At 62.2% G+C, this 26,530-nt stretch carries 21 protein-coding genes and 12 pseudogenes; 15 read left to right on the top strand and 18 right to left on the bottom strand.

Going from position 1 to position 26,530, the window contains the following annotated elements; translation table 11 throughout:
- Positions 1–284 precede the first annotated feature (284 nt).
- The 10 genes and pseudogenes from ACZYHG_RS36300 to ACZYHG_RS36255 all read right to left on the bottom strand — a co-directional run bounded on the left by ACZYHG_RS36300 (position 285) and on the right by ACZYHG_RS36255 (position 10,394).
- The gene (locus ACZYHG_RS36300; RefSeq protein ID WP_464615085.1) at positions 285–1,628 is read right to left on the bottom strand and encodes an IS1380 family transposase; all 1,344 of its coding nucleotides are present in this window, start codon (positions 1,626–1,628) and stop codon (positions 285–287) included.
- Between the two features lie 452 nt (positions 1,629–2,080).
- Positions 2,081–2,599: a signal peptidase II gene (locus ACZYHG_RS36295; RefSeq protein WP_258580838.1), complete on the bottom strand. Its 519-nt coding sequence runs from the start codon at positions 2,597–2,599 to the stop codon at positions 2,081–2,083.
- A gap of 132 nt (positions 2,600–2,731) precedes the next feature.
- The gene (locus tag ACZYHG_RS36290) at positions 2,732–2,938 is read right to left on the bottom strand and encodes an integrase core domain-containing protein (RefSeq protein WP_464615373.1); all 207 of its coding nucleotides are present in this window, start codon (positions 2,936–2,938) and stop codon (positions 2,732–2,734) included.
- A gap of 19 nt (positions 2,939–2,957) precedes the next feature.
- Positions 2,958–3,212: a DDE-type integrase/transposase/recombinase gene (locus ACZYHG_RS36285; protein ID WP_464615084.1), complete on the bottom strand. Its 255-nt coding sequence runs from the start codon at positions 3,210–3,212 to the stop codon at positions 2,958–2,960.
- A 242-nt stretch (positions 3,213–3,454) separates the two neighbouring features.
- Positions 3,455–5,083 carry an IS1634 family transposase gene (locus tag ACZYHG_RS36280; protein WP_464615083.1) on the bottom strand — a complete coding sequence of 543 codons (1,629 nt, stop codon included), beginning with the start codon at positions 5,081–5,083 and terminating at the stop codon, positions 3,455–3,457.
- A gap of 169 nt (positions 5,084–5,252) precedes the next feature.
- Positions 5,253–5,997 (bottom strand): annotated as a pseudogene (locus ACZYHG_RS36275) (group II intron maturase-specific domain-containing protein); the annotation flags it as partial.
- Entirely contained in the window at positions 5,957–7,651 is a 1,695-nt protein-coding gene (locus ACZYHG_RS36270) for a recombinase family protein (RefSeq protein ID WP_464615082.1), read from the bottom strand. The pseudogene ACZYHG_RS36275 and the gene ACZYHG_RS36270, both read right to left, overlap by 41 nt.
- Positions 7,652–7,797: 146 nt before the next feature.
- Entirely contained in the window at positions 7,798–8,127 is a 330-nt protein-coding gene (locus tag ACZYHG_RS36265) for a ribbon-helix-helix protein, CopG family (protein WP_258580701.1), read from the bottom strand.
- Positions 8,128–8,227: 100 nt separating this feature from the next.
- Positions 8,228–8,904, bottom strand: a pseudogene (locus tag ACZYHG_RS36260) (reverse transcriptase domain-containing protein); the annotation flags it as partial.
- A gap of 590 nt (positions 8,905–9,494) precedes the next feature.
- Positions 9,495–10,394, bottom strand: a complete 900-nt coding sequence (locus ACZYHG_RS36255; protein WP_464615081.1) for a transposase — start codon at positions 10,392–10,394, stop codon at positions 9,495–9,497.
- A gap of 37 nt (positions 10,395–10,431) precedes the next feature.
- Between ACZYHG_RS36255 and ACZYHG_RS36250 the strand changes: the two are divergent.
- From ACZYHG_RS36250 to ACZYHG_RS36240, 3 genes and pseudogenes are all read left to right on the top strand, one after another.
- Positions 10,432–10,611: pseudogene (locus ACZYHG_RS36250) on the top strand (IS5/IS1182 family transposase); the annotation flags it as partial.
- A 163-nt stretch (positions 10,612–10,774) separates the two neighbouring features.
- Complete coding sequence (locus tag ACZYHG_RS36245; RefSeq protein WP_258580758.1) at positions 10,775–11,878, top strand: IS5 family transposase; 1,104 nt, start codon at positions 10,775–10,777, stop codon at positions 11,876–11,878.
- Complete coding sequence (locus tag ACZYHG_RS36240; protein ID WP_258580592.1) at positions 11,875–12,219, top strand: hypothetical protein; 345 nt, start codon at positions 11,875–11,877, stop codon at positions 12,217–12,219. Before ACZYHG_RS36245 ends, ACZYHG_RS36240 begins: the two co-directional genes overlap by 4 nt.
- On the opposite strand, the gene ACZYHG_RS36235 is transcribed toward ACZYHG_RS36240, so the two are convergent.
- On the bottom strand, positions 12,216–13,247 hold the full coding sequence (locus tag ACZYHG_RS36235; RefSeq protein WP_258580834.1) for a LacI family DNA-binding transcriptional regulator: 1,032 nt from the start codon (positions 13,245–13,247) through the stop codon (positions 12,216–12,218). The two genes, ACZYHG_RS36240 and ACZYHG_RS36235, sit on opposite strands and share 4 nt — an antisense overlap.
- A gap of 242 nt (positions 13,248–13,489) precedes the next feature.
- On the opposite strand from ACZYHG_RS36235, the pseudogene ACZYHG_RS36230 reads away from it, so the two are divergent.
- From ACZYHG_RS36230 to ACZYHG_RS36210, 5 genes and pseudogenes are all read left to right on the top strand, one after another.
- Positions 13,490–13,714: pseudogene (locus ACZYHG_RS36230) on the top strand (fatty acid desaturase); the annotation flags it as partial.
- A 113-nt stretch (positions 13,715–13,827) separates the two neighbouring features.
- A pseudogene (locus tag ACZYHG_RS36225) lies at positions 13,828–13,985 on the top strand (ferredoxin reductase); the annotation flags it as partial.
- A 25-nt stretch (positions 13,986–14,010) separates the two neighbouring features.
- A pseudogene (locus tag ACZYHG_RS36220) lies at positions 14,011–14,394 on the top strand (beta/alpha barrel domain-containing protein); the annotation flags it as partial.
- An 11-nt stretch (positions 14,395–14,405) separates the two neighbouring features.
- Positions 14,406–15,317, top strand: a complete 912-nt coding sequence (locus ACZYHG_RS36215; RefSeq protein WP_464615080.1) for a LysR family transcriptional regulator — start codon at positions 14,406–14,408, stop codon at positions 15,315–15,317.
- Positions 15,318–15,435: 118 nt separating this feature from the next.
- Positions 15,436–15,606 carry a hypothetical protein gene (locus ACZYHG_RS36210; RefSeq protein ID WP_258580832.1) on the top strand — a complete coding sequence of 57 codons (171 nt, stop codon included), beginning with the start codon at positions 15,436–15,438 and terminating at the stop codon, positions 15,604–15,606.
- A 415-nt stretch (positions 15,607–16,021) separates the two neighbouring features.
- On the opposite strand, the gene ACZYHG_RS36205 is transcribed toward ACZYHG_RS36210, so the two are convergent.
- Both ACZYHG_RS36205 and ACZYHG_RS36200 read right to left on the bottom strand, forming a co-directional pair.
- Entirely contained in the window at positions 16,022–16,318 is a 297-nt protein-coding gene (locus ACZYHG_RS36205) for a sensor histidine kinase (protein WP_464615079.1), read from the bottom strand.
- A gap of 244 nt (positions 16,319–16,562) precedes the next feature.
- Positions 16,563–16,814 (bottom strand): hypothetical protein, encoded by a 252-nt coding sequence (locus tag ACZYHG_RS36200; RefSeq protein ID WP_258580830.1) that lies wholly within the window; start codon positions 16,812–16,814, stop codon positions 16,563–16,565.
- A gap of 174 nt (positions 16,815–16,988) precedes the next feature.
- Here ACZYHG_RS36200 and ACZYHG_RS36195 point away from each other — a divergent pair, with 174 nt between their 5' ends.
- The gene (locus tag ACZYHG_RS36195; protein WP_258580829.1) at positions 16,989–18,194 is read left to right on the top strand and encodes an ROK family transcriptional regulator; all 1,206 of its coding nucleotides are present in this window, start codon (positions 16,989–16,991) and stop codon (positions 18,192–18,194) included.
- Between the two features lie 4 nt (positions 18,195–18,198).
- On the opposite strand, the pseudogene ACZYHG_RS36190 reads toward ACZYHG_RS36195, so the two are convergent.
- Positions 18,199–18,621: pseudogene (locus ACZYHG_RS36190) on the bottom strand (family 20 glycosylhydrolase); the annotation flags it as partial.
- Between ACZYHG_RS36190 and ACZYHG_RS36185 the strand changes: the two are divergent.
- Positions 18,601–18,735 carry a hypothetical protein gene (locus tag ACZYHG_RS36185; RefSeq protein ID WP_258580828.1) on the top strand — a complete coding sequence of 45 codons (135 nt, stop codon included), beginning with the start codon at positions 18,601–18,603 and terminating at the stop codon, positions 18,733–18,735. The pseudogene ACZYHG_RS36190 and the gene ACZYHG_RS36185 sit on opposite strands and share 21 nt — an antisense overlap.
- 148 nt (positions 18,736–18,883) lie before the next feature.
- Here the strand turns inward: ACZYHG_RS36185 and ACZYHG_RS36180 are convergent.
- From ACZYHG_RS36180 to ACZYHG_RS36170, 3 pseudogenes are all read right to left on the bottom strand, one after another.
- A pseudogene (locus ACZYHG_RS36180) lies at positions 18,884–19,019 on the bottom strand (IS1595 family transposase); the annotation flags it as partial.
- Positions 19,008–19,347 (bottom strand): annotated as a pseudogene (locus ACZYHG_RS36175) (peptide deformylase); the annotation flags it as partial. The pseudogenes ACZYHG_RS36175 and ACZYHG_RS36180, both read right to left, overlap by 12 nt.
- Positions 19,348–19,384: 37 nt before the next feature.
- Positions 19,385–19,872, bottom strand: a pseudogene (locus ACZYHG_RS36170) (Ros/MucR family transcriptional regulator).
- A 347-nt stretch (positions 19,873–20,219) separates the two neighbouring features.
- On the opposite strand from ACZYHG_RS36170, the gene ACZYHG_RS36165 reads away from it, so the two are divergent.
- The 5 genes and pseudogenes from ACZYHG_RS36165 to ACZYHG_RS36145 form a co-directional block, all read left to right on the top strand.
- The gene (locus ACZYHG_RS36165; RefSeq protein ID WP_258580827.1) at positions 20,220–20,402 is read left to right on the top strand and encodes a hypothetical protein; all 183 of its coding nucleotides are present in this window, start codon (positions 20,220–20,222) and stop codon (positions 20,400–20,402) included.
- A gap of 272 nt (positions 20,403–20,674) precedes the next feature.
- The gene (locus tag ACZYHG_RS36160; protein ID WP_464615078.1) at positions 20,675–21,598 is read left to right on the top strand and encodes a DUF3991 and toprim domain-containing protein; all 924 of its coding nucleotides are present in this window, start codon (positions 20,675–20,677) and stop codon (positions 21,596–21,598) included.
- Between the two features lie 139 nt (positions 21,599–21,737).
- Positions 21,738–22,343, top strand: coding sequence for a DUF1419 domain-containing protein (locus tag ACZYHG_RS36155; protein ID WP_464615077.1), 606 nt, complete (start codon positions 21,738–21,740; stop codon positions 22,341–22,343).
- 10 nt (positions 22,344–22,353) lie between these two features.
- Positions 22,354–22,753 (top strand): annotated as a pseudogene (locus ACZYHG_RS36150) (DUF3085 domain-containing protein).
- 85 nt (positions 22,754–22,838) lie between these two features.
- Positions 22,839–24,143 (top strand): annotated as a pseudogene (locus ACZYHG_RS36145) (N-6 DNA methylase); the annotation flags it as partial.
- Positions 24,144–24,369: 226 nt separating this feature from the next.
- On the opposite strand, the gene ACZYHG_RS36140 reads toward ACZYHG_RS36145, so the two are convergent.
- Positions 24,370–26,436: a site-specific integrase gene (locus ACZYHG_RS36140; protein ID WP_464615076.1), complete on the bottom strand. Its 2,067-nt coding sequence runs from the start codon at positions 26,434–26,436 to the stop codon at positions 24,370–24,372.
- Positions 26,437–26,530: the final 94 nt, after the last annotated feature.

Raw genomic sequence — 26,530 nt, 5'->3', positions numbered from 1 at the left:
AAGCCAGCGCTTGCGCCGATCCCATGCCGGTGAACGAGCCTGATCGGCTCGAACAGACCCCGCTCACGGATATAGGACCAGGCCCTGCCAAAACGACCAAACGAACGGTCTTCGAGGCTGTTCGAGCCTAGCTCGTCCTATTCATGACGGATCTGGGTTTGTTTGCCGCTGAGCGGCGGACAGGTGGCGGCGCGGCGTCTTTTTCACCGCGGCTGTGTCTGGACTTGTGAACGCGCTGGAGGGTGGAAGCTGTGTGGTTTCGGCGGGGCCTGCTGCCCCGGCGGTCATGGTCCTGTTGGTAGCAGATTGCTGGCGATCGCCCGGAACAGACTTGCCTCGGGACAGGCGGCGGCGAAGGCCAGGCGGATGCGCGAGACGGTTTCGATGACGCGGGCGCCGAGCTTGAGCAGCCTGAGCCGCAGCGTAGCGAACTCGGCGTTGCGCAGATGATGGGTCGTGGGCACCGCCTCGCGCAGGGTGAGCATCAACCAGTATGCGGCGGTGTGCAGGACAAGACGGACCTGGTTGGCAATCGGTGAGCGGCAGGAGGTTCGGTCGGATGCGAGCTGGCTCTTGTGCATCTTGATCAGGTTTTCGGCCTGGCCGCGGGCGCAGTAGATCACGTCGTAGATGTGCTCGGCGGAGCCTTTGTCGAGATTGGTGACGACGAAGCGGATGTCGAGGCCGAGGGTGGTTGCCTCGATGCGAGCGCAGGTGCGGCGTTCGGCCTTCCAGGACTTCGCCTTGTAGCGGGTCTCGGCATAGCCGCGCAGCACAGGCTTGCGCTCGAGCGCGCGGCGGGTGCGGATGTCGTCGGCGCTCTCGTCGACGAGCCGCTCCAGAACCTTGTTGCCGGGTAGGCCGAAGAGGTAGTCGATCGCTTTGTTCTCGCACCAGGCCATGACTTGCGCCCGGCCGTAATGGCTGTCGCCACGGATCAGGATGCGGGTGGTCGGCCAGCGGGCGCGGATGCGGCGCACGAGACGGCGCAGATGGCCGCGGATCTCCTTGCCCGCCGGGGTCTTGCCAGGACGCAGGATCATGGCGACCGGGCGTCCTGTCGCGGCGTCGTAGATGTGGATCGGCAGGAAACAACGCTCGTCGTAGTGGGCGTTGAAGAGCGAGAGCTGCTGATGGCCGTGAACGACATCCAGCGTATCATCGATGTCGAGCGTGACGCTTGCGGGCGGCGCAGCATAGCTCGACAGCCAGAGATCGACCAGCACCCAGCTGAGCCGGATGACGGTGCGCAGGTCAGGCAGGTTCTCCAGCCGCGAGCAGGTCGGCTGCGAGCACAGATCAATCCCGCTGTCGGGCAGCCGCCCGCAGGCGAGCCTGAAGGCCGGGTCGGTACGCAGTCGGTCGAGATCATTGGCGTCCTCGTAGCCGCACGCGATCGCAAAGATGCGGGCGCGCAGAATGTCGGCCATGGCGTGCGTCACCCGCTCTGGATCGCGCCGATCGTGGATCACCGCGGCCAGCCTGTCGGCCAGTTGCAGGCGACGCTCGGCTGCGGCCAGAAGCATGACGCCGCCATCCGAGGTGATGCGGCCGCCGTCAAACGCAGCTGTGATCTTCTTGCGTCCGACGGCTGGAAAAGACAGCGGCAGCAACGTATTCTCGGTCATGGCGGGTGTGGCTCGCGAGATGAGGTGGAAGGGTTGGCCTAAGCAACCGAATCCTACGCCAAATCAACCGCTTAAGCTACATCCGCCAGCCTCAAAAGCCCATCGTCGTGCATAAGACGGGCTAGCTTTCGACCTTGACGATCAGACAATGGAACGGCTCCAACTGAGGACGCTTTCCAGAGGTGCTCGCAGACGACGCTTAAGATTCGGCGAATGTTGCAGGTGAGAACGAGGCAGCCGAGTAATTTTCCGCAGTTCGACGCAATTCTTTCACACGCCTGTCACGCGGTCTGATTGCAGATTCGTTCCCCAATTCGGCAAGCACAGAGACCACCAGGCGGCGTCAGCGATGGGTAACCGTCGCGCTCGACGACCGCAACAGGCGCTCTATAGTCCAACTCGGGAAGCTATCAAAACTTGAAGGTACTTCAAGTGCAAATCGAACCGAAATTCTATGCTTCCCCGGGACCCTCGTTGCGTCTCTCCCGTGAGCCAAAGAACACCAGAATCGAACCAAGAACCAGCCAAATGTCGGCCAGATTGAAGATGACGAAATACCAGCCGCCTACGTGCAGACCTATAAAATCCGTCACCATCCCTATGGTCAGCTGATCGACGAGATTACCGAGCGCACCGGCTGCCATGAGACCAGCGCCAACAATGACCTGTGGCCCTTGGGCACGCGCGACCCACCACCAAAGACCAAGGATAGCCAGCACGGTTACCGTCACCAAAACCGTCAGACCTAATGTGGTGCCACCTGACAGCAGGCCGAACGTCGTGCCCTCGCTGTACCGCGGGCGCAGCGCCAAAAACGGTAATGGGTCGAGCCCGTCGGGAGATGGAAGTGACGCGCGTACCCACATCTTTGTCCCCAAGTCGAGCATCAACGCTGCGACGGAGACGATTGCCGCCGCAGTCGCGGCTGGATGGAACCGCCCCGCGGCATCTCGCTTGCTTTCTTTTCTCAAACTTTCTGCTCTCAGGTTATAAGCGGACGCCTATGGAGTGCACCCCTATTGTGAGACAGGGAAATTGCGAGACAATTCCATGCTCGTGAGTTCAAATGCGGCATTTTCCGATGGTGTCGATAAGGTCTTTTCTTATTCTTCCGGGGTGAGATAGTCGAGTGCTGAATGCAGCCGTTGCCGATTGTAGACATCTTCAATGAAGCTCGCGATACGTCGCCGGGCATCGGGTGCATCGCGATAGGCCAATCCTGCGACTTCTTCCTGCTTCAAGGTTTTCATGAAGCTTTCCGCGCGTGCGTTATCATAAGGGTTCCCCACCCGGCTCATGCTCGGCTGGATCCCATGCCCATGGAGGATATCAGAATAGCTGGTGCAAGCGTTGAACTCCTCTGTCCGAATGATGGATCAAACTGCCGGGAACCGGAACACGTGCGGAGATCGCCATTTTTAGGGCATCGACAGCAAGGCTGGCCCGCAAGTGGAGTTCGAGCGCCCATCCGATGACCTTGCGACTGAATGCATCGAGCACAACCGCCAGATAGGCGAACTGCTCGGCAAGGTGCAGTGGTGTAAGAAGCGCAGATGCGTTCTCCTCCCCGAACCGTACTTGCACCTTTCAGCGCATACGGCTCTCCATTCAAACTTGGCCCATGGCCATAGCAACATCATTGTAGTGCGATGTAACGGTGCTGCGGGTTTCTAACCGGAAGATGTATGGATTTTCCTCCGGATTACGCCACCGGAATTGCGCCTTTGGGCTTGACCCCACTTAAACACCGCCTGTAAGAATATGTGATTATATCAGCACGTTAGGCGCGCGCCGGCGCGTGTTACCACTACATTTTGGGGATGATCTCAGGCGAGTTGTTCGTCGAGGTTGTGTGGCAGAGCGATGCCAGCTGCCTTGAAGACGTTGCCCACTTGGCCCGTAACGTGGGTTCTGGTGGTGACGATGCGACCATCCTTTTCGATGGTGGCTTCCTGGAGGCGGTCGAGATCGCGTAGAAGCGGCTGCCATTCGGGCGTCAGGCCTTTGGCCCGGCAGAGGCGGCGCAGTTCCTTGCTGAGCACGAGCGCCAGGAACGAGCAGAACACATGCCCGCGGATGGCGGCATCGGATTGGTGGAAGATCGGCCGGGTATTGAAGGTTGCCTTGGCGGCGCGGAACAGGCTCTCGACCTCGAGCAAATCGCGATACCGCAGCACGGCCTGGAGCGGGGTCACCTTCGCGTTGGTCCGCACCACGGTGATGCCGTCGTACCGGGCTTCCTCGGCAAGCTTGCCGACATCGATCTTGAAGTTCTTGCCGCTGGCCTTGAGGTAACGCCGGTAGGCCGAGTTGCCGACCAGTGCCTTGTCGCCCTTCTTGAGCTGTGCCTCGAGGCCGGCGATGATCGCCTGGCGGTCGGCCTTGTCCTTCTCGGCCTCGGCGTCATTGCGGCTGACAATGTAGCGGTCTTTACCGACCTTGACCTCTTTGACCCACAACTGAGTTTCACCGCGCTGGCGCTCGAGAACGAGCGGAACCATCGGTGCCGCGTCATTGAGCACGACGTTGTGGATCACGCTGCTCGAGCGTTCGCGGGCCCCCAGAATGTATTCCATGCCCAGCTTTTCGAGCGCGGCGATGGTATCGGCGCTGATCATGCCGCGATCGGCGACAACGCAGGCGCGTGTGACGCCGAAGCGCGTTCGCAGCCGATCGACCACCGGCAACAGGACGGTCACGTCAGCGGTGTTGCCGGGCACCATCTCGGTGCAGATCGGCCGGCCCTCGGCATCAACGACCAGCGCCAGGATCATTTGCGCCAGATCGGGGCGGAAGTCCTTGGAATGCCCGCGCTTGCCCAGCGTCTCGCCGCCCGCGCCGTAGAAGGACAACGAGGTGGTGTCCATGAACACAAGGCTGAGGTCGGTGAACAGGTCCTGCCGGCGCGCGAAGAGCTTTTCCTCGATCACGTCTTTCACGCAGCGCGCCACCAGCGCGCCTTGCGCCTTTTCGCCGAGTTCCTCGCCCAGCCACGCCATGGCCCGGTAAAAGTGATGGAGCGCCAGACCCTCGGCGCCCTCGATACCATAATCGGCCATCCAGTTCGCGCAGTCGCGGTCCGAGCCCGAGACGAACAGCCGATGCAACGTGCCAATGAACACCGCCCGTTCCACCGCAAAGCCGAACTGGCGCCCTTCCAGCACCTCTTCCAGCACATCGCCGATCCCGAGCCGCTCCCACAGCCGCCCGAACAACAGCGGACCGCCGATGCGGCGAGAGGCAATTCGCCCCGCGTCAATGTCGGACAGGATGAGGCTGCGCTCGCCATGGCGCGCAATCGAGGCCGCCAATCTGTCAAGTTCGCCGCTGGCAACCAGCGCATCCTTGCGGCCCAGCGCCTTTATCGTGCGCTGGCGAACGGTTTTGCCGTCGCGGACACTTTCCACGAGGTAAAGATAGCGGTGGCCGCGCGCGACTCTCTCAACGACAAACATGCCAGCGTTGTTAGCGAATAAATGCCATAAAATCCATACAACATGCAGCTAGCAGATCAAATGTTGTTACCACACATTTTCGCGCCGAAAACTCGAGGCGAGTGAAGTCAATAGCTTAACGGACAGCGTTCGCCATCCGTTCACCTCCAACTGTTCAAGTCGGGCTTGAGACAAGCCGTAGCAGCGCTCTGCCGACGGGTACGCCGCGTTCATTCCGACCGAACACGAGCCAGGTTTTCGCCTTGCCCGGCTCCGGGACCCGGTACCATTTCCGCATCAAGGGTTTGATGCGAGATCGGTATTTATGTCCCATCCAATGCGCCATTTTCCAGAACACGACATGGTCGATGCGCCGGAATACATACGCCGTGAAGTCGGTGAACTTGTAGAACGCCCCCCATCCCACCAATTGGCGGTTCAGGCTGGCGATCATGTCGACCGTGCTGACACTATGATTGCCGGAAAGGCTTTCAGTAAGTTTGCGAACAAACCCCTTGGCCTTTTCCTTGGGTATCGTCGTGACGACGGACATCCGTCCGTGCGCCCCTCGCTTGCGAATGATCCGGTGCCCCAGAAAGACGAAGCCGTCATTGACGTGTGTCACATGGGTCTTTTCCATGTTCAGCGTCAACTTCAACTCCCCTTCCAGAAACGCCCGGCACTCCTCGCGGATTTCCTCTGCCTGAGCCTTGGTTCCTTTTACGAACTCGAACGACAAAATCGTCAGCGTATCGGCAATAGGCGACGGCCGGTTTCCATTGCCGGTTCTCTCGAACCGTAATGGGGCGGCCCTGCTTGATGCCGAAGTTCCATGCCCATCGGTCCTTGCGGGCCTTGTCGCTCAGATATTTCGCCTCCAACCAGCCATCAAACTCATGGAGCATGATGTTGGAAAGGAGCGGTGACTTCACTCCCTGAACGCAAAAGGTAACTTTTGTCAGCCGATGGCGACTTCCCGTTGGAAGGCGATGACGCGTTGCCGGACGGCGGTATCGTCGTGTGCATCGGGAGCGAGTGGCAGATGATGACGGTATCGTCGTCGACCAAGACGTCCTTGACCAGCAAGCGGACAATCCTCTGTCGGTCGCTGACGTCCAGCGATTGCGCCGATGCCCGTAATTTCTGGAGGAAGGCGGTCAGCGTCTCGGCGAGACGCAGGAATATCATGCGATCGGCGGCCTGATCGCGGATTGCCTGCAATTCGGTGCGCATGGTCTGCTCGCGGGCACGTAGCTCCGGCATGCGACGGCGCAGTTCCTCCAGCGACAGGAGATCCTCTTGGAAGGCGGTCACCAGCCGTTCCATGCTCTTGCTGACGCGCACGAGTTCCCGTTCGAGGGCCTCTTGCCGCCGTTTCGTCGGCTCGACCGCACGGGCCGCGTCAAGACGCCGGTCGAGCTCGGCGCGGATCAGCGTGGGGTCCTCGATCAAGCGCATCATCTCCCGCCACACCACTTCATCGAGCAGATCCTGACGGATCGGCCGGCTGTCGCATACAGATCCGCCGAGATGGCGCCAGCTATCCGCCCCGAGGCAGCGGTAGTAGTGGATTTTGCGCGCCGACGTACGGGTCGATGTGCGTGACAGCGCGTAGCCGCATTTGCGGCAGGACACCAGCCCCTGCACGATGCTCGGTTCGATCGTCCGGCGCGGGGCAAAGCGCTTGTTGTCGGTCAGGCGTTCGGCCGCCAACGCGAAGGTTTCTTCCGTCACGATGGCGGGAACGGGCACTTCGATCCATTCCTCGCGCGGCCGCTCGTGCTGGCTGGTATTCTCGCTGAAGCCCGCCCGGCCCGACAAGCGGAACGGCTTCGTCACCTTCTGCCGCGGTGCGACCTGTGTCTTGCCGAAGCAGGCCGTTCCCTTGTAGGCGGGATTGCGTAGCATCCCCCACACCACCGACCGTTCCCAGCGGGTGACGCGCCGGCGCGTCGGCAGTCCCATCTCGTTGAGAAGGCGGGCGAGGGCGCCAATGCTCAGGCCGCCGACCGTATAGTTCTCGAACACCAGTCGCACCACTTCCGCCTCGGCTGCATCGACTTCATAGCGCGCCGGCGCGTCATTCGTCTTACGAATATACCGATAGCCGTAGGGCGCCCCACACAGCACGGAGACTTCGCCGGCCCTGGCCCGGTGGCGCTTGCCGCGCCGCGAGCGTTCGAGAATTTGGGCCCGTTCGTACTCGGCGATCATGCCCTGGAACTGCAGCATCAACTGGTCTTCCGGGGTGTCGGCATGCGGTGCTTTGATGAAGACGGTCTCGACACCGAGGCGAGCGAACTCCTCCATCAAGAGAACCTGATAAGCATATTTTCTGCTCAACCGATCCGGGGAATGGATCAAGACAGCTTGGATGTGTCCCTCGGCCGCCAGGTCGCGCAATCTCTCCAGCCCCGGCCGCGCCAGGCTGGCGCCGCTGAACCCCGCGTCTTCGATGATCCATTCATCGGGCACGCTGACCCCTTGCTCGCGGGCGAACGCGACCAGCGCCGCCGTCTGGCTGGCAATCGTGTTGTCCTCCTTCTGCTGATCGGAGGACACCCGGGCATAGATCGCTGCGCACGTCATTGCTTGCCTCCCTTACCCGCGGACCCGCGCCGACGATGCGAATCCGCTCCGCAACCAGGATCCCGTAGACCTGTGCCAACTTGGCCGGCAGCAGGCGGTCAAAGACAGGCCCGAGAAGGACGCTGCGAACATCGCCCTCCCGCCGGTCAGCCATGGCCGTCGGCTTCGCCGAGAAACGCCCGAAGCGCCCGACCCACCATGGCGCTGATCGTCGTCCCTTCCGCCGCCGCCCGCGCTCGAATCGCGTCGACCAAACTGGGCGGAAGCTTGAACGTCACTGCCGTCGTGGGCTCGGTCACCGGCACCGGTCGGCCGATCGCATGCGCCTCCTCGATATACCGATAGGCCTGACGCCGGGACATGGTGAATTGGCGCGACAACGCCATGGCTGCCTCCGCCACGCTCAGCCCACGCGCGAGCAACCCATGGGCAGCATTGATCCGTTCGGTCTTCTGCAAATCCGTCGAGCGCGGCATATGACGTATACATATTACCTTTTAAGACGATAATCAAGCACAGAACGAGAACGATCGAGCGAAATCGACCGGTCAAACTCAAAGTTACCTTTTGCGTTCAGGGAGTGATGACGCCACCTTGCGGAACACCCTCGCTGGAGGCCGTGAACAGGCCACGATCAATGTGCCCTGCCTTCAGGAACCGCCAGAGAAGATCGACAAAACGCCCGTCCTGCACCCGTCGCCGCACACATTTGAGAAGTAGCCGGTGATGGACCGTATCAAAGTAGCTTGCCAAATCACCTTCGATGATCCAGCGGCCCCTCGTCGTGTCGGCTCCATCCTGTAGCTGGATCCTCACGGTGCGGACGGCATGATGCACGCTCCGTTCCGGCCGGAAGCCATAGGATAAACGATGGAAATCGCTCTCCCAGATCGGCTCCATGGCCATCAGCATGGCGCGTTGAACGATGCGGTCCGTCAGGGTCGGAATACCCAGTGGTCGTAGCTTGCCGTTGGATTTCGGGATATAGATGCGCTTGACCGGCTGGGGGCGATAACTCTCCTCCAACAGGCTTGTCCGCAAGTCGTCCAGATGCTGATCCAGTTTGACCTGCAGTCGTTGCTTGTCCATTCCGTCGATGCCCGGCGTTCGCGCGCCACTTGACGCCAAAACGATCCGGGCAGCCTCAGCAAGCCATTCCCGGTCGGCAATCAGCCGAAGAAGGCGATCGAACCTTCGGTTCGGATCGCTCTCGCCCATGTTGCGAGCTTGTGCTGCATTTCGCTGATTATCAAAGGTCTTCACCTCGCTTGGTCAGATAGTTTGCACTTCAAGCAGTTTGAACTGTCCCCCTTCGCCATGTGGCAGGCTTTCCCTGCCGCGGACTACTACGGGAACTCCGCCAACATGATGGACATCAGGGTCAACTCCCTTGCGATGCAGAACACCGTTGTCATTCCATCATGCCTTCCCTCGTTCATATGCTGGACGTCATGCATATTGGTGAGGCTGCCGATCGCAGTCTTTTCCCTTGCTTTCCGCAAGTCGATGCCGATGTCATGGTCTGGCTGCATTCTCCCCATAACCCTTCGCGAGCGTCCTTACATCTATGCTCACGTTCGGATGCACGCCGTCAGACCTGTCCGGCGACATCATCAGCATTCCGCCTGTTAAGCCGTGTAGGCGAAGGCGACATTCCAGCCCTCAGATGCGGGTGAATCGGTTCGTGTTCCTCAACCTTCCAATACTTCAGCCTCGGGGACCATCTTGGTGTAACGGCTTCGCCTCAATCCCCTTTACCTGCGGGCTACGTCACCCTGCCAGTTGACGGCAGGTCACCGCCGCTTGGGCTCATGCCCCCTCACAGCAGGGGACAAGGCAGCTCTTAAAATCCTCCTTTCTCTTTTGCGTTCCAGTCATACGCTTCCCCAACATCAGGGCGAGGCGCACAATACGTGATGTCGGCGACCCAAAGCTGGTTGACGCCTGTCAGTTCCATGCCTCTGGCAAGGTTCGGCACCACCCGCCAGCTGTGCCGGGAATCCGTAGTGCGCGGCACAAATGGCCGAGTGCGCAAACATAAGAGATTATCCTCCCCCATTACCCGCAACACACGTTTGTGGTTTACCTGCCAACCCTCGCGGCCAAGAAGGGCGCCGATCCGGCGATAGCCATAGTGCCGGTTGGCCAAGGCCAGCCTTTGAATAACATCTCGCAGACCAGTTTCTGCCTGACGCGGCGCCGACTGTCGCCAGTGCCGATAGTATCCAGCCCTGCTGACACCGGCGCGACGGCACATCTGTTCAATTCCTGGAGAGCCTTGCGGCACATGGGCTGTCATTTTTTGAATGACTTCGAAGACGCTGCACCGCCAGGTGCGTCTTTCTGCTGTTGACTGCCCCTGACATGCCGCAAGGCTTCTTGAAAAAAAATCAAGTTCAACCTGTTGCTGCCCAATCTTGCGTTCAAGTTCGACAATGCGGCGACGGGCTTTTGTCAACCCATCGGCACGACGCTGTTCAGCCGACAGTGCAAAAACTGCCGCCAAGGCTTGCCGATCTGGTGGTGCCTCGGGAGGCCGCTTCTTTGGACGCCCCTGTCGGCTCGGCGTTAGATTGCCACACACCCGCAACTGTTCACGCCAGGCATATAAGCGTTGGCGGTGAATACCCAGTTCATCAGCCAGCCGGCTGACGTTCTCCCCGCTTTGCATCCGTAGGAGGATGGAGAGTTTCTCTTCTTCGCTAAATCTCGGCTTTTTTCCAACCATTTCCAGTCCCTGCAATCCAGAAACTGTCCGCTATTTATTTGTCTCAGTCGAGGGGTGCACTCCACTGGTCGAGACCGCCATAGGGCGATACAAGTCCACCATCGGGCGGCGTTTGCGGGCACGGTCGCTTCCCGTTCAGCAGACCGAAGTCGCCATCAGCTGCGCCGTCCTCAACCGCATGCTTGCCTGCGCACGCCCGAAATCCGCCCGCCGCAAGGCGGCCACGGCATAGTCTGCCGCTTCAAAGATCGACATCCGCTCAAGTCCGGACCCATGCACCAACGCCCATCTATGATAGATTTTATCGCAGAGACGTCTAGCAGGCTGTTGAAAAAGGGCTCGCGACAGTCTCAGGTTCGTGATTCACTCTGACCACGAAGAGGTGGGAGTGAATCGTGCGGGGCGGTGACGGACAGACGGGCGAACTGTTCAGCTACGTGGACCTCGAGGCTCGGGTGCGGCGCGATCATCCGTTGCGCCGTATTCGGGCGATTGTGAATGAGGCGCTTTCGGCGTTGGAGCGGGAGTTTGCGGCGCTGTACTCGCCGATTGGGCGGCCGTCGATCCCACCGGAGAAGCTGCTGCGTGCGATGCTGCTGCAGGCGTTCTACTCGATCCGCTCGGAGCGGCTGTTGATGGAGCGGCTGGAATACGACCTTCTGTTCCGCTGGTTCGTCGGGATTGGCGTCGACGATGCGGCCTGGGATCATTCGGTGTTCTCCAAGAACCGTGACCGGCTGCTGGAGGGCGACATCGCTGCAAAGTTCCTGGCGGCGGTGCTGGCGCAACCCAAGGTGAAGAAGCTTCTGTCGACGGATCACTTCTCGGTCGACGGCACACTGATCGAGGCGTGGGCATCGATGAAGAGCGTCAAACCGAAGGACGGCCCAAGCGGTGGTCATGGCGAGCCGCCGGCTGAAGGGGGCGGGCGAAACGCGGAAGCGGACTTCCATGGCCACAAGCGATCCAACGACACACATGCCTCGACCACCGATCCGGATGCCCGGCTCTATCGCAAAGGGCGGGGCAAGGAGGCGAAGCTCTGCTTCATGGGGCATGGGCTGATGGAGAACCGCCATGGCCTTCTGGTCGACGCCTGCCTGACGTTTGCCGACGGGCATGCTGAGCGGGTGGCCGCACTGCACATGATCGAACCGCGAGCGGAGCGGCCACAGGCGATCACACTCGGTGCCGACAAGGCCTATGACGCGCAAGACTTCATCAATGAGCTGCGTTCGATGAAGGTGACGCCGCATGTGGCGCAGAACACCAGCGGCCGGAGTTCGGCGATCGACGGGCGCACGACGCGGCATGGCGGCTATGCTGTCAGTCAGCGTATTCGCAAGCGCATTGAAGAGGCGTTCGGGTGGATCAAGACGGTCGCCGGACAGGCGAAGACGAAGTTGCGTGGCCGCGACCGCGTCGGATGGGCCTTCACCTTCAACGCCGCCGCCTACAATCTCGTGCGGTTGCCGAAGCTGCTGGCGGTGCCGACATGACCGCGCCCGCGGGCTGTCAACTGATCGGCCGCTGGCGGATCATCGAAGCTGACCTGTGGGATCGCGGCTATCTCGACCTCGGCGGACCCGCCACGGTCACCATTGGGGCCGACAACCACGGTGAGATCGCCTTTGGCGCCCTGCTAGCCGGCCTCGATCTCGGGTACGGGCCGTCAATGGTCTTCTTCACATGGGCCGGCTTCGATGAGATGGACGAAGTTACCGGCGACGGCTCCGCAGAATTGCTCGACGACGGCTCGATCGACATCACCTTCGCCTATCAGAACGGCGACGAGGCTATCCTCAAGGCCAAACGTGATCCTTCTTCAACAGCCTGCTAGATATTCTCCGGCAGGTAGATGTCGAAGGGCAGGAAGGTCTGTCCCGGCGCGTTGGCGGCGCCGTCCTTGATGGTATGCGCCATGAGATCGACGAGATCGCTGCCCAGCCGCGCCAGCGGCGTTGCGAGCACCATGGTGAGGATGTTGTTGGCGAGTGCAGCGCGCGACTCAGGCGTTATCTCGTTGCAGATCATGACCGGAGGCTGGGCAGGCATGGCCATTCTCACCGCCGTGATAGCTCCCTCCATGCCGCCCCCGGCTATGTAGCACCCGACGAGATCGGGATGCCTCTCGAGCAGGTCGAGCATTGCATCGTGGGTCAAATCGGCCGTCTCGAGATTGACCAGCGTCTCAAGTACTATGAAGTCCGGTGCGTGTTCCCGGAAGTAGGCGCGCACGCCGATCTCGCGCAACTCTTGGCCGTGAAAGCGGTGGCTGCCGACAAACACCGCGACCTTGCCGGGCCGCCTAGCGCACTTCGCGATCATCCACGCGGCGGTGCGTCCTACCTTGCGGTTGTCGAGGCCCACATAGCCCTCCCGTACGCCGGAGGCGCAATCGGACAGGAGCGAAAACACCGGAATACCGCGGGCCTTCAAGCTCTCCACGGCGACCGTGACCGTTGGATGATCGGGGCTGACCAACGCGACGGCGTTCGTTTTCGCTGCCAGTTTCTCCAGATGGACGACGATGTCCTCGGGAGCCTGGCTCGACCAGAAATCAATGACCGCAACGCCGCGGAACCGCGACGCATGGGTCGTCGCGGCCTCCAACTCGCGCGCGAACTCCTGATAGAAATGCTGCTCGGGCTTCTGCAGAAGAAAGCCCAGCCGGTATTCCGGGAGATCCTGGCGGATCCGCTGCTTGATCAGGGGCGCGGCATGGTAGCCGATGACGGTCGCCGCCTCATAGACCCGCTGCGCCGTCTCCTCGCGCACCGGAAGGCGGCTGTTCAAAACCCTGTCGACCGTCGCCACGCTGACCCCGGATGCCCGAGCCAAATCCGAAACCGTTGGTCGCTTGGCCAAGGCTAGCCTCCTTTGAAGGTTTCGAAGGAATGATAGTAGATGATAGAAAAATTGCAAGCGCTGTTGAGGTAAATGATTGAATATGGTAGTTCTGTTGCATGACGGTTTGTCAGCCTTGGTCCTGGCCTGAAAAAGGAAAAAGGAAGATCGTGATGAGCGCAACTGCCGCAGCCGACGACTATAGGCAGACGAAACGCGACTACAGTCTGATAGGTCGCTACGCGCAGCGCGCCGTCGAGCAAATCAAGCACCACAGGTTCCCGATGGTGCCGTACCACGCGCTGCTGAAGCTGAACGGTTTGGTCAAGCACGACCAGCCGTCGCCGTCCATCACCGGCAACCGCGAAATGATCCCGGCCTTCCTGCGCCAGTTGCGCAACGAGGACTACTTCGTCAAGCGCGAGCTGCCGCCAACGGCGCGGCCGTATCGCGAAGAGTTCCACGCCGAAACCAAGGTTGCCGCGGAACAACAGCCTCCCAAGGCTACGGAGGCGGCGGCCCGCCGCCGCCTCCGACTTCGACCAGACAAGATCCACGGAGATGAAAGTGACGGATTGGATCGAGGCCTGCGGCGCCGGCCGCGGACAGACATCTGCTTTTGGCGAGCGGCATCGGTCCCGGCAACGCCGTGGCCCGCGACATTCGCCTGGCCGACATGCTGATCGCGAGGCGGGCGCGGCCGGACCCTCGGAACTGATGTCGCCCGACGTGAAACTCAAGACGTTGCTGGCGTCATGATCGCGCAAAATGGGAGGTGCAGCCGATGAGCAGGAAGAGACCCACGGTAGCGCATATCCGCGCCTTGAAAGGCAAGTATCAGTTCACGATGATCCGCGTGGAGACGCTGGACGAGTTGGAGGCTTCCGAGAAGGCCGGCGTCGACATGGTTTCGGTGCCGCCTGAGATCATGGTTCTTCCGCATTTCCGCGAGGTTGCGCCGAGCCTGTTTGCGGTGCCGGGCGTCAATTTCTTCGAGGTCGGCACGGCGGACGATTTTGTGCGCTGGGCTTTCGCGCTCTACAAGGCGAGCGCCGACGCCGTCTATTGCAGCGCCAGTCTAGCGACCGTGAAGCGGCTCTCCGACGAGGCCATTCCGGTGATCGGCCATGTCGGGTTGATCCCATCGCGGGCCACCTGGACGGATGGATAGCCGCAGACATGCGTTTCAAAGGGCTTGATCTGAACCTTCTCGTCGTGCTCGACGCCCTGCTGGCCGAGCGCAATCTCTCGGCGGCGGCACGCCGCATCAACCTCAGTCAGCCGGCCATGAGTGCGGCCGTCGCCCGGCTGCGCGATTTTTTCGGCGATGAACTGTTCAGCATGAGCGGCCGAGAACGTATTCTGACACCACGTGCAGCAGCACTTGGCCCCGCAGTCCGCGAGACTCTCCTAAACATCCAGTCCTCGATTATGTCGTCGGATCCGTTTGACCCTGCTCGATCCGATCGCCGCTTCAGGATCATTATTTCCGATTTCGCCACGCTCGTGTTTTTTGAAACGGTCGTGGAGCGTGTTGCCCGGGAAGCCCCCGCCGTCACATTCGAATTGATGCCTCTCCACGGCAGCCCCGATGAGGTCCTCCGGCGTGGTGAGGTCGATTTTTTGATCACTCCGGATGTGTTCATGTCGAACGCGCATCCAAGAGTGGCGCTTTTCCACGAGAGGCTCGTATGCGTAGGCTGTCCCACGAACAAGCAGCTGCCACGGCACCTTACATTCGAGAGATACATGTCGATGAGGCACGTCTGCGTCAGGTTCGAACGTTTGCTGAAGCCCTCCATCGAGGAAGGGTTCTTGCTTGAGCATGGTCTTAAAAGACGTGTCGAAGTCGTCGTGCAGAGCTTCAGCATGATCCCGCCCATGGTGTCCGGCACAGCTCGTATAGCGACCGTGCCCCTCCGGCTGGTCAGGCATTTCGAAAACACGTTTCCCCTTCAGGTTGTCGAACTTCCGCTGCCTCTTCCCGGTTTCACCGAAGCCGCCCAGTGGCCGGCTCTCCACAATAGCGATCCGGCAAGCATCTGGATGCGAGAGATAATGATGCAGGAGGCATCTCGGCCAGAGCTATGACGGAATTTGGGTGACTGGGTTGATCAAGCGGCGCTTTGCGGCGTTGGTGCATGGGTGCGGACGGTGGTGTCACATTGATTGAGCCGTAAGGAAATTGAGGTAGCAGCGGGGGGCAGAAATGCTGCGGGATCAGCTCCGTCTGATCGAAGGCGGCAATCCCGCCGCGGCAGGCGGGACATCGATCCCGAAGGCCGCAACCGTGCACGAAGCAGAAAAGACGCGATGCCAGTCGCCACTGCCGACGAAAATACAGAGCCTCGTCGTCGGCGAGGCAAAAGGGGAATACTGAATCCAGGTCGAACGGTTGCGCTTCGCCCTTTCGCGCAGCGGCAGCAAAAGCGGTGGCAGAGCCCGACCAGCCATTGCCACCGCCAAGATTGTTTCCCGCGAAACGCCTGTCTGGCGGCCGAGCAGAGTTTTCGTCGAGGGCTTCGAGAGGCCTTTTGGTGAGGTGATCATTGTACGTTTTCCCTTTGGTTCCTCACGTCCTATTACTGCCCATGTGAGCTTCGACAGCTTGTTCGCGACGTGCTGGGAACGGCGGAGCGACCAGCGTTATTCAGCCGCCGTCAGCCTCGCCAAGGCCTGCTCCCGCCGACGAACGGCCGGATCGTTCATGAATCCGTCCTCCTTCGAGGTTCGCTGCCCTCGGCGCCTGCTGATCTTTTCGCGGAACCAGTACCCGTCGGGAATTCGTGCGTTAATCATACCTCTCCTTCCGCCCTGCTTTCACAAGGATATGCGCCCGCCGTATCAAGATATGCCGGAAACGTGACGACAAAGCAGGCGCCGCCGTCGGATGGCGATTCGTGGTGCACGGTTGCGCCGTGACGCAAGGCGATCTTGCGCACCAGCGATAGGCCGAGGCCCCAGCCGCCGGCCGTCTCGCTGCGGCCCTGTGGCCGGAAGAAGGCCTCGAAGACGCGCTCACGGGTTCCTTCCGGCAGGCCCGGCCCGTGATCGCACACCTTGAGCACCACCGAGCCGCCTTCGATCCCCACATGCGCGCTAACCGTGCCACCGCCGCCACCTCGTCGCTGCCGCGCACGGCGACGCGCTTGTCGAGAGCGCCTGCGCCCCAGCGATCGACGCCCTGGCGCATTGCTTCAAGGCGGCGTGTGAGATGACGCACGACTGGAAAGGCGGCAAGCCCTATCACCGCGGCGATCAGCGCGAGAAAGCCAGCCTGGCCGAGCGGCATTCTCAGCCGCGCCGCGGTCACACTTCCGTCCAGCTGCCGGCTGATCAGCAGGTAATGCCCGCCGGGGAGGATCCTACGCGGGGATCCGAACTTGATCGGCCGGCCGATCTCTGCAACCAGCCCCCTTGCGGGCCGAAGACGGAGATGTCGGCATTGAAGGCCGCCGAAACCCGCTCGGCCGTCGCCTGCAGCAGAGCGGGGTCGGAGTCCGCCGGCGGCATCGCCGCGAAGGCGTCGCACGCGGCATGGTCGCGTTCCCGGCTCATGTGCAGGAAGGTCGCGCTGGCGATCGCCACCGCAAGGCGGCCACGGCATAGTCTGCCGCTTCAAAGATCGACATCCGCTCAAGTCCGGATCCATTGCACCAACGCTGATACATTAGCGAAACCGACTAGAAGTGGTAGCTACTATTGCCTATAATTAAATCAATTTGATTTGTTTTCTTTGGAAAGTTCGTTGGTAAGGTGCTCATGACCCTCAGGAAAGCCATCGCTGGCACCAATCTCGAACAGGCCAAGTCCCACAATCGCCGCGTGGTGATCGAAGCGATCAGGACCAACGGCGCATTGTCGCGGGCGGCGATCGCGCGCCTGACGGCGCTGAGCACGCAGACCATCTCCAACATTGTCGAGGAATTCGAGCGCGAACAGCTGCTTCGCGCGCAGGCCACGCTGAAGGGCGCCCGCGGCCAGCCGGCGGTGCCCTATTCGATCAATCCCGACGGTGGCTATTCGATCGGCCTGCAGTTCGACCATCAGCTGGCGGTCGGCGTCATCACAGATCTCTCGGGCACGGTTCGCGCCCGCATCGAGCGCCCGGTCGATCGGCCGACGCCGGCGCAGGCGATGCCCTTGCTGGCCGCGATAGCCGGCGACCTGATGCGCAAGTTTCGTTTCGACCGCAACCGCCTGCTTGGCATCGGCATGGCGATGCCGGGCCCGTTCGACGTCGAGGGCATGACCTCGGTGGGGCCGACCGCGCTGCCCGGCTGGCAGGATTTCCCTATCGCCGAAGAATTGCAGCGGTTGACCGGCATTCCAGTGACGGTCGAGAACGACGCCACCGCAGCGGCCATCGGCGAGCGGCTCTACGGCGTTGCCCGCAACCTCGGCAGCTTCGTCTATCTGTTCATCGGCACCGGCCTTGGCGCCGGCTTGTTCCTGGACGGCCATCTCTACAAGGGCAGCGGCCACAATGCCGGCGAGATCGGCCACATGATCGTCAGGCCCGGCGGCCTCGAATGCGGCTGCGGCAAGCGCGGCTGTCTTGAGCGCTACGTCTCGTTGCGCGCCGCCTATGAGTGCCTGGATATCCCCGATCCCGATCATGCCTCGCCGGAATTGCTGGAAGCGTTGCTGGCCAATGGCGACAGTCTGGAAGCATGGGTCGCCCAGGCAATCGATCCGCTGCGCCAGGCGATCAACATGCTCGAACTCGCGCTCGATCCCGAAACCGTGGTCCTCGGCGGCTTCATGCCGGTGGGTGTCATCGAGCTTCTGGCGAGCCGGCTCGACCCCCTGTACCTCTCGGTCAGCTCGACCAGCGCCCGCACCGTGCCGCGGGTCCTTGTCGGCGCCGCCGGCAAGGACACTTCGGTTCTGGGCGCCGCAGCACTGCCGATCTTCTCCGAAACCAACCCGCAATTCGACGTTCTGCAAAAACCGCATTCCGGCTGAGTCTCTACGTCGCCCCGCAGAGCACCGGCATCAGCCCGGCCAGCGCCTTGAACCGCTCCCAGGATTTTTGCTCCGGCTGCGTCCAGACGGTTTCCGCGAGCGCCGAGATGCGGGGAAACACCAGCCGGTCGAAGACGGCGCGATCGGTCATCGGCTCCGACCAGATACAGCACTGCACGCCGAGCAGTTTCGTCTTCTGCGTATCCGTCCAGCCCTCGACAGGATCGAAGCCGTCCAGCTTTTCCGGATCGGACCAGCCGGCCCAGGCCGCACCCGGTTTCGACCAGGCCGGGCTGTTGGCCATGTCGAGATAATAGACCTGGCCGGGGCACACCACCATCGCGTAGCCCTCGCCCGCAAGTGCCGCTGAAGCTTCGACCGTTCGCCAGCCGCAGAGGTAGCTTTTGTGCTTGTCGATGACGGGCTTTTCGGCACGCCGTTCAATTCGATCATCACCGTGGTCACGGTGGCGTTGCTGGGCTGGATCGCACCGCCGCTGCTGCGCTGGAGCATCCTCGACGCGACATGGACGGGAACGTAGGCCGACTGTGCGCTCGCCACCGGCGCATGCTGGGCGTTCGTCGGGGCAAAGTCCGCTTCACCCTGTTCGCCTTCTACCCGCCGCCGCTGCAGTGGCGCCGCTGAGCGGGGTCGGGACAAGAGCAGTGCGAAATCGTACGCGGCCTTTATCAACCAAAGACAGCTACGGCTGATTTTGATGATGATGCCGCCATACGGGCTTCGGCGCATCTGACGACCCGTGGCGGTGCGAAAAACATTCGTCAATTGCAGCGCAGGCGGCACGCGCGACCACAGGGTTCGCACGCCTACGCGAACGAGGGCATGGCGTTCGCTCTCCTCAGTGACGCCTGGCATCGAGACACTACCTTCCGTGTGCCGGATCATTTCGGCGGAGGCCCAAAGGATAGCCGGATTGACGTAAGTTCGGAGCCGCGCTGGGGACAGTTCGATTACGACCAGTCGCTTCAAAATGCCGATATGCGGGGCGGTGATCCCGATGCCAGGCGCCGCGTGCATGGTGTCCGCCAGGTCGATGGCGAGGTTCCGCAAATCGTCATCGAAGTCTGTTACGGGCTCGGCGACAGCTCGAAGGCGACGGTCGGGAAATCTTAACGATCGGCCGGACCGTCACATGTCACTCCTTCGCCCAGCGATCATCGTGTCGGAAGTCAGGTGATCTTCAGGCCGATCTTGCGGCGTTTCGCCGGTGCTGGCGCCGGGGGAACTACGGGCTCAGGTACGGCTCCCTTTTTTCCTAGGCCGCTTGCCTTCGCCAGTTGAGACCGCGCTGCCGTGTAGTTAGGGGCAACCATCGGGTAGTCCGCAGGCAAGCCCCACTTTGCGCGGTACTCATCCGGCGTCATATTGTATTGTAGTGAGTACCGATGTGGCGCCTAAGCGATTTGAATTTCCTGCCGTCTTCCAGGCAGATGATGAAATCTGGCGTCACCGAGTTCTTGATCGGGACCGCTGGCGCGCCCCTTTCTTCCGGCTGTGCCGCCGGTGCTTCCCGCAGCTTGCTGACCGCTGCATAGGTATCGGCAGCCACGCGGCCGAGTTCGGACGTGCGAAGTGGATTGTTGCTGACATACGCGGCAACGATGTTCGCGGTCAGCTCCAGTAGCTCAGTTTCGGGCGCAGCAATCTCTTCAGGCATTTGCGAATTCTCACGCTATTTCGTTCTTTGCGATCCCCACCGCGATCTCGCTACAGGAAACTTGGCCGGCCGTACAGGACCGGAAGCCGTCGGTGACGATCCGCATTGTCTGTGCGGACGAGGGATTGCGCGTTATTCGCACTGGCGCCCATGGCAGGTTCCAACCCCGCTCCTATCGGCTCATTTCCCTTGGTCCAATCCCGACCTTTCCGATCAACCCGCAAGGGGTCCGCTACGCGAGCGTGCGGCCTTGAGGCTGACGCCTGAGCGGTGATCGCGGTCCGTCCCGAACCCGACGGGCGCCTGTCGAGCGGGGAATTGGTTCCCGCCAGAACGGGAGCCAGACCATGTCGCACAATCTCAGCCTCTCGCAGTCCCACGCGTTCCAGCTTGCCCGCACCCTGATGGTCCCGGTGACGCTATTCCAGGTCGACGGCGAATACGGCGTCCTGCCGAGCGACGAACTCGACGACGCCGACGTCATCGTCCTCCACGAATACGACCCCTACCAGTTCGGCCCGGCTCATTGAGCCGGGTTCGCCCGGGCGGGCATTTGCCGCTTGCGAGCGGCGGCCGCAAGGGAGGCTGCGCCGCGGCTGGCTATGCCGTGGCGCTACCGCGCCCTGATTTGATTCATCACGTACCAGCCGCGCCCTTGCCCCCTTCGCTCTTCGCGGCGGGCGAGGATGGTTCCGCAGAGGCTGCGGAAAGGAAAGGCAATCGAGGAAAGGGCCGGGGAGTGTGAAGGCGATCCGGCGGAACAACGATGGAAAAGAGAGACGTCGAGGAATTGAGGGATCGCGTGCTCTGCGCGGCCGTGCTGGAGCAGGCCGGTTTCGCGATCGATCAGAAGGAAAGCACGCGCCGGGCGGTCAAATACCGGCGCGGTGACGATATCATTATCGTCATCCACGATGGCAAGGGCTGGTTCGATCCGCTGTCCGACGCTAAAGGCGACGTGTTTTCGCTCGTGGCGCATCTCGACGACATCGGGTTCGCGGAGGTGCTGCAGCGGGATTCGGAACTGGTCGGCTTCGTGCCGAGCGAACCAGTCTGGACGCGCCAGCCCCGCGACCACGCGCCGGACATCGGCGTCCCCGAGCGCTGGCGTTTTCGGCGCAAGCCCTGGCGAGGCTCCATGACCGGGCGGTATCTGCGCAACGAGCGGGACCTCCCGGAATCCGTCATCCGGGCGGCGATGCGGCAGGATCGGCTTCGCGAGGGACCGCGCGGCAGTGTATGGGCCGCTCATGTCGACGACGACGGTGTCGTCACCGGCTGGGAAGAACGCGGACCGGAATGGCGCGGATTCGCCACCGGCGGTGGGAAGGTACTGTTCCGCTTGGGGCCACGCGAGGCCATTCGCTTCTGCGTTACGGAGGCGGCGATCGACGCGATGAGCCTTGCCGCGATCGAAAGCCTGCGGCCCGACAGCCTCTATCTGAGCACCGGCGGCGGATGGGCGCCCGCGACCGAGACGGCCATACGGACGCTTGCGACCCGCCCGACTACGCAGCTTGTCGCCGCGACCGACAACAATGTGCAGGGCGAAGCCTATGCCGAACGCATCGAGGCGATCGCCGTCGCGGCGGCATGCGGCTTTGCGCGGTTGCGGCCGGTCACGGAAGACTGGAACGACGATCTGCAGGCGATGATGAAAGAAGAAGAGGAACGGAGAGGGAAGAAAAACCCAACTGCCGCATGCCGCCTGCCGCGTCAAGGGTGAAGCTTCGCCCCGCTGCGCGGCCCTTGACCCGGCCGGACGGAGAGGCGGCCGCGGGGGAGGGGTCATGAAGGGCTGAATTGACGGCGAAATCGGAAGGATGAGCCGCGCTCCAGCCCGACCAGGCTGAAAGGAGCCCGCCATGCACCCCGTATCCCAGATCAGAAAGGTCTTTCAGGGCGTCGCCGACCGGCGCCAGATATTCCGCATGTTCGACCGTCGCGCGCAGCGGCCTAACCGCTGGGACGCCGACGCGAGCGCGCTCTATGCCGGCGAATGGTTCGAGACCGGCCAGGCAGACCACGACTATATGTTCGAGATCCTGCCGCCACTCTGGATGCGCGGCGACATGTTCGCGATGCGCCAATTCCTGACCGGTAGTGTCACCAGCGTCTTCTTCGCGCTGACGATCGACAGCCAGCTCCGTCATTTCCACGGCTATTGCGACATTTCCGACAGGGGCTCACCCGAGCGGATGCGTGCCGCGATCGTCGACCGGGAATCGCGGCCGGTGAAGGCAATGACGCGGACCGAGCGCCGCAAACACATCTGGAGCGCGACCCATGATGATTATCGCGGCTATGCCGGTGACCGCTGGCCGGAGCCTGCACGTGGCAAGCGGACCATCACCGTCTACGGCGGCAGCCGAGGCACGACGTTGAAGCTGCTCAACGATCTCACCGACGAAGAGATCTCGGCCAAGCTTCCGGTGCATCTGTGCTACCTCCCCGACGCGATCGCGTCGTGAGGGGGCGGCCATGTTCACGTTTCCCATTCTCGGCGTTCGCAAGGTCATCGAACGCGGAAAGACCGATGCCGCCGCCAATGGCGGATTCCGCAACCCGTATTACGGCCTCAGGCCCGGCAAGGGCGAGATCGCCGGCGTTTGGCTGGTCGGAGACCAGGGGGTCTACATCCATGTCGAACGGAAAACTCGCCGACGGTGACCGCCCGCTCGTGGTCTATTCCGACGAGTGCCATCCGGTCGGCAATCCGGACTGGTTCCATTACAAACACCGCCATCTCGGCGGCGACGACGGGATCGAATTCATCGACGCAGAGAGGCTCATTCCGCTGTTCGATCGGAACATCCGCCGCACGCATCTGCTCGTGCAGCTGACCGAGAACGAAGTCTCGCTGTCCCTGATCGCCCGCTAGCCCCTTCACACCCTCACCAGCCCTTCACGCGGCCGACAACGCCGTCCGCGTGATCGCGCTCGCCAAAAATCCAAGGAGATTTTCCATGCCCCACGACGACCCCTTCACTCTCGACCTCTTCGGAAACACTGCGCTGTCCTCGGGCCTCGGCGTCCGGGTAACGGCCTTTTCGACGTCCTCCGCCGATAGTCCGGTCGATGACGATCCGTCTCCCGTCTCACCAGCCCCGGCCATGCCGATCGGCGCGGCCGCATTGCCTGCTCGGGCGCATCAGGTCGATAAGGGCGAGAACTTCAAGCTGGCGGCGACCCGCGACCTCGCCAAATCCTGGCGGGACCGGGCGCGTGACAATCTCGCCGCCATACGGCTCGCCGCCGATATCGTCGACCAGCAGCGGTCTGCCACGCCCGAGGAACAAGCAGCGCTGATCCGGTTCACCGGCTTTGGAGCGTCAGCACTGGCGAACGGCGTGTTCCGCCGCCCCGGCGAGCAGACGTTCCGCAAGGGTTGGGAGGAGATAGCCGCCGATCTGGAGGAAGCAGTCGACAGACGGGACTACGCCTCGCTGGCCCGCTGCACCCAGTACGCCCATTTCACACCGGAATACATCATCCGAGCGATCTGGGCCGGCTTGTGGCGGCTCGGCTTCCGTGGCGGCAGTGTGCTGGAGCCGGGCGTCGGCACAGTGCTCTTTCCGGCGTTGATGCCAGAGGCATTGCGCGCTGCCTCGCACGTCACCGGCATCGAGATCGATCCGGTCACGGCGCGGATCGCGCGCCTCCTTCAGCCGAACGCCCGAATCCTCAACCAGGATTTCGCGCGGGTCGACTTGGCCGAGCATTTCGATCTGGCGGTCGGCAATCCGCCGTTCTCGGACAGGATCGTCCGATCCGATCCCGCATACCGCTCGCACGGCTTCCGGCTACACGACTACTTCATCGCAAAGGCCGTCTCTCGGCTGAAGCCGGGCGCACTCGCCGCCTTCGTCACCTACAGTGGAACGATGGACAAGGCCGATGCCCGCGCCCGCGAGCACATCGCCACAATGGCGGATCTGGTCGCTGCCGTTCGCCTGCCGGAGGGCAACTTTCGCGCCGATGCCGGGACGGATGTTGTCGTCGACATCCTGTTCTTCCGCAGGCGCAAGCACGGAGAGCCCGAAGGCGATGTGTCATGGCTCGACCTGGAGGACGTTCTGCCCGCCACCGAGGACGAGAGCGCAATCCGCGTGAACCTCTGGTTTGCGATGCATCCTGACATGGTCCTCGGGGAGCATGCCCGTCGCCGCGAGATCTACGGTCCCGACGAGACCTATACCTGCCTGCCGCATGCCGGCACGGATCTCGATGCGGCACTGACAGCCGCCGTGCATCTCCTTCCGGAAGCCATCTAGGACGGCGAACCGGAAGAGATCGGAGCAGACGCTGGCGAGCATTTTTCGCCCTCTCGCATTTCCGCCAGTATTGCCGGAGCGCGGTTTGCGGTCGCCCGGCTGACACCGGCCTCCCGTGCCAGATTGGCGACCGTCAGTCGGCCATCCGTCCGGATCGCATCCCCCGAGACAAGCCGGGTGAGCGCTTGGCGAAGCGCTTGCTCGGTCGACGTGCTAACCGGCTTCACGACCGTTCCTCCAGGAGCGGCGCGATCAGCTTGCGCATTCGATCACGGTCCTGCCTGATCGTGGCTCGCTGCACGTTCGACAATCGCTTCTCTTCCAGCATGGCATCGGCATGTGCGATCGCAGCTTGCCACGCCGGCAGGTGACGACGTGCGATACAGGAGTTCGGGCAGCGGTCAGGGGCGCAGTTCGACAGGATGGGCTGGCTTGCCGAGCCTGTCGACCGGCCAAGGCAAAGCGCTGTCGCCGGCTCGAAGAAGCAGTCGTTCAGGTAGCCGACGTGCAGTGTGCGCGCGAGGTGAGCGAGCATCGCCTTCACACGTTTTCCATCTGCGATAACGCCAGGCAGGGAGCCGATCTCCTGTCTGACTCGATCGATCTCGTGCGCAATGCGGGAAGCACCCGGACCAGCCAATCGCTCGCCGCGCTGCGCCGCTTCGTAATGCACAACGATGTCGTCGAGCTGTCCCAGGTGGTGTTCTTGCTCAACCTCCTGGCGGAAGCCGGACGCCGACGAACCGGCATAGCCGTCGAACATCGCTACCGAGGCATGCTTGTATTGGATCTTGCCGGCGACCACACCGAACGGGCGGTTTGCGATGTACCAGGCCACGGTTCGGCGGAACTGCCGGGTGTTGAAGATCCAGCTTCGTCCTTCCACGAGCGGAATTGCCGGTTCTTCCGGCGCGCCGAAGCGCTGGTCCAGATGCTCGCGATACCGATTGATCCGCTTGACCACATGCGGCACGCCGCGATCAAGCGCAACGGCGCGATGCAGAACGATCCAGATACCGTCGTCCTTGCGCCGTGGCCTATGCCTTGCCGCCAGGCGTTCGGCGATCTCCACAGCACGGCCGACGGGCTCGATCGTTACCCATTCCTCCGGCTCGCCGCGCTCTTGCCGGCCCTTGTAGACGATGCTGCGGATCGTCAGCCTTTCGATCATCCCGTCGACACTGCGCTTGCGCTGAAGGCAGCTGGGCCGCATAGCTTGGACTTCACTGTCGCGCATGCCGGTCAGATAGGCACACAGGATGTAGGCAGCGGTTTGAAGTTGCCGCTCCTCGTGCGCAAGCGCAAAGGCGTCGAAGCGAGGCCGCCATGGTTGGCCGCTAACGGGATCGATGGCGATCGGCGTGTCCATCCCGCCTTGCTCGACGCCGAGTTCCTTCACGGCGTAGAGAAGCATGGCGTAGGCGGCTTTGTTGCCCGTAAGGTTCGTGGGGCTTACCCCGCTCTGTAATGCGATCAGTCGGATGTTCAGAACATGGCCGTCCAGCCGCTGGTCGAGCGCGATAGCACCGCAGATGCCACCCATGCGCTCGGGCTCGTTCCATACTGGGACGCCTCTTCGTTCTTGTCGCCGCCGGTGCACCCAGTCAGCCACACGGGCTTCCATCGGGCGCTTCCTGGCTTGCCGTATCGTCGCCCTATAAGCCGCTTCGAGCCCGTCAAGTTCGGCGCGTGCCGCGATGATGTCGGTCGAGAACAGCTCGACATAGCGCAGCGACCATCGCAGCAGCGCACCGATCACCGGCTCGGGAATGCGGGGCGTCACGTTCTCATATGCTCGCCCGCCGCAGCCCGCCACCTTGAAGGCTGGCGTCCCGTTCCAGGGAACGAAGCGCAAACCCCCAAGGGTCAGGAAGCGAGCGAGCCGGTGCAGCTGCACGGCAGGTCTAAGGCAGGCGCCAACCCGGCTCGGCAATACGGAACGGTTCTTCTGGAGAGCGAGATAAGCGTCGAGCAGGTCCTGATCGATAAGGGCGGAATCGAAGCGGCCCTCCCGTTCCCGCACGAACGCCATGAACTGACGCAGGGTGGCAAGTGCTGCGCGCGCGCTCAACGGCCGCAGCCGCCCAGAGCGATCCGGAAGGCGTTCGTTGAGCCAGGCGTAGATGTATTCCTTGGCGGTCAGCCGTTCCGCCGGACAGGCAATGTCGGTGAAGTCGATCGTCCGGAACGCATTGCGCGCGGTCACATGGAAGATTGCCGGATCGAGATTCCACACGTCGTCGCCGAAGCGCGAGAGCGTCTGCGGGTCGGTCCCTTCCTTGAGCTTCATCGAGCAGAGCACGATGTCGTTCTGGCTGCGTATGGCCGAAGAGGCTGTCGCAGGGGCAAGGCTCGATGCCGTCATCGTGCCGTCGCCTCCACCG

This window comes from Mesorhizobium subarcticum (genome assembly GCF_055456085.1).
The sequence above is the reverse complement of the archived record's forward strand: the minus strand, read 5'-3'. Positions and strand labels throughout refer to the sequence as shown.